The sequence below is a fragment of the Campylobacter sp. W0014 genome (genome assembly GCF_020135975.1).
Lineage (GTDB): Bacteria > Campylobacterota > Campylobacteria > Campylobacterales > Campylobacteraceae > Campylobacter_D.
The window spans coordinates 1-1,733 of sequence record NZ_JACHTR010000063.1 but is presented as its reverse complement, the minus strand read 5'-3'; the positions used below and the strand labels follow the sequence as shown (position 1 = coordinate 1,733).

At 28.3% G+C, this 1,733-nt stretch carries 2 protein-coding genes and 1 pseudogene; all 3 read right to left on the bottom strand.

The window, feature by feature from the left end; translation table 11 throughout:
• Nucleotides 1-600 (bottom strand): hypothetical protein (locus tag H2277_RS08915; protein WP_337201953.1); only part of this gene is annotated, 600 nt, incomplete at its 3' end.
• Between the two features lie 48 nt (nucleotides 601-648).
• The gene (locus H2277_RS08910; protein WP_337201954.1) at nucleotides 649-1,041 is read right to left on the bottom strand and encodes a hypothetical protein; all 393 of its coding nucleotides are present in this window, start codon (nucleotides 1,039-1,041) and stop codon (nucleotides 649-651) included.
• A gap of 276 nt (nucleotides 1,042-1,317) precedes the next feature.
• Nucleotides 1,318-1,733, bottom strand: a pseudogene (locus tag H2277_RS08905) (hypothetical protein); the annotation flags it as partial.

Genomic DNA, 1,733 nt, shown 5'->3' with positions numbered 1-1,733 from the left:
CTTCTCTTTTCTGAGTTCCATTGCTTCTTTAAGGAAAGTGGTATCAATTTTATGAAAACCGGTTACAAATGAAATGATTTTTTCAAATTCTTCATCACCTAAGCTTAACAAATAAGGCATTACATGGGGCTTTATAATGGCATTAACTTTTGCATAAAAATCATTTTTTAGTTCTATTTCATGCTTGATAAGATTTTTAATGTAGTATCTTTTACCTTTGAGAGTTTGTATAACTATATCTCCCACCAAAGCACGCGATGGGTTATAAGAATACACAAAAAAAGTTCCTAAAGGAAAAATTAAATCATTCCTAAAATAGAATTCAATCACAAGTTTTTCTTTTGTGATATAAATTCTTTTAAAATTTACTGTTTTATAAACAAGACTTATATATATATATAATACATAAAGATATATAATAAAAACCACAAACCATTTAAAATTCTTAGTATTGTCAAATGCCCTAGGGAGCCAATAAAGAAAAAAACACAAAAATCCAGTGTATATTATCCCGCAAAATAAAAATGCAGGTATATATTTTTTTGCTTCCAAAATAATTTCATCTTGAGTGTCTTGTTCTTTGATTTCTGTGTTACTCATTTTTATCCTTTAAATAAGTTTTAATCTCTTGTATAAGATAAAATACTTTCATTCATCTTTCTTCTCTTTTCTGAGTTCCATTGCTTCTTTAAGGAAAGTGGTATTAATGTCGCTAGTGGCGTTTACATGGAAAAAGATTTTTTCAAATTCTTCATCACTTAAGCTTAACAAATAAGGCATTACATGGGGCTTTATAATGGTATTAATTCTTACAAAAAAACTATTTTTTGGGTCACTGTCTTGGTTAAAAATATCATGTTCGAGGTGTTCTTTGGCCTTATCTCCAAAGGTATGTATCACTATATGTCCTGGAGAAATTGCATATGACAAACAACGATAATATATAAAAAAAGTTCCCAAAGGAAAAACCAAATCATTTTTAATATAATACTCAATCACAAGTTTTTCTTTTGTGACATAAATTCTTTTAATATTTGCCATTTTATAGATTGCTCGTGCAAGTGCATACAACCCAAAAAGAATAATAGAAAGAACTATAAAATCTTTAAAATTTGTAGTATTGTTCAATCCCCTAGGAAGCAAATAAAGCATAAAACATAAAAGTCCAATGTATATTATTCCATAAAATAAAAATGCAGGTATATATTTTTTTGCTTCAAAAATAATTTCATCTTGAGTGTCTTGTTCTTTGATTTCTGTGTTACTCATTTTTATCCTTTAAATAAGTTTTAATCTCTTGTATAAGATAAAATACTTTCATTCATCTTTTTTCTCTTTTCTGAGTTCCATTGCTTCTTTAAGGAAAGTGGTATTAATGTTACTAGTGGCGTTTACATGGAAAAAGATTTTTTCAAATTCTTCATCACTTAAGCTTAACAAATAAGGCATTACATGGGGCTTTATAATGGCATTAACTTTTGTGTAAAAGCTATTTTCTATCCGAGGATCAGGATCAGTACTAAAAATTTCGGGTTCGCGGTGTTCTTTAACTTTATCTCCGAAGGTGTATATCACTATATCTCCCCAACTATGCACTGGTTCATAAGAATACACAAAAAAAGTTCCCAAAGGAAAAATCAAATCATTTTTAATATAATACTCAATCACAAGTTTTTCTTTTGTGACATAAATTCTTTTAAAATTTGCTGCTTGGTAGATCTCTTTTGCAAGTG